Consider the following 873-nt stretch of genomic DNA (forward strand, 5'->3'; position numbering starts at 1 on the left):
TCCGGTGGTGCGCAAGGCGATCACCGCCGGCGAGATCGACATTTATCCGGAATACACCGGCAATGCCGCCTTCTTCTTCGAAAAGGCCGACGACCCGGTGTGGAAGAATGCGCCAAGGGCTATGAAATGGCCAAGAAGCTCGACTATGACGCCAACAAGATCGTCTGGCTGTCGCCGTCGCCGGCCAATAACACCTGGGCGATTGCGCTGCGCAAGGATGTCGCCGAGACCAACAAGCTGGCGACGCTGTTCGACTTCGGCAAATATATCGCCGGCGGCGGCCAGGTGGTGCTGGCGGCCTCGGCCGAGTTTGTCAATTCGGCTGCCGCGCTGCCGGCCTTCCAGACCACCTATGGCTTCACGCTTAAGCCGGACCAGCTGATCACGCTGTCCGGCGGCGATACAGCGGCGACCATCGCCGCTGCGGCGAACCAGACCAACGGCGCCAATGCCGCCATGGTCTACGGCACCGATGGCGGCATCGCGCCGTCCGGCCTGGTCGTGCTCGGTGACGACAAGGGCGTGCAGCCGGTCTACCAGCCGGCTCCGATCATCCGCAAGGCGGTGCTGAAGGAGCATCCCGAGATCGAGACGCTGCTGAAGCCGGTCTTCGCCAAGCTTGACCTCGTCACCCTGCAGGAACTGAACGGCCGCGTGCAGGTCGGCGGCGAGCCGGTCGAGGGCGTCGCCGAAGATTTTTTGAAGAAGAACGGGTTTTTGAAGTAGGCCGTTCCTGAAATCGTGACATCGGTGCGCGGCGCCCCCCTCTGGCCTGCCGGCCATCTCCCCCTCAAGGGGGGAGATCAGATGTCGCGACGGCTTTCGCCACCTTTCAGCTGAGCAAGGTGTATACCGGCGCTGACGCTGCCAATC

At 63.5% G+C, this 873-nt stretch carries 1 pseudogene; it reads left to right on the forward strand.

What is annotated here, in order from left to right:
* Nucleotides 1-726, forward strand: a pseudogene (locus EOA85_RS36290) (glycine betaine ABC transporter substrate-binding protein); the annotation flags it as partial.
* Between the last annotated feature and the right edge of the window lie 147 nt (nt 727-873).

Origin of the sequence: Mesorhizobium sp. M5C.F.Ca.IN.020.29.1.1 (genome assembly GCF_003997375.1) — a bacterium.
Taxonomy (GTDB): domain Bacteria; phylum Pseudomonadota; class Alphaproteobacteria; order Rhizobiales; family Rhizobiaceae; genus Mesorhizobium; species Mesorhizobium wenxiniae.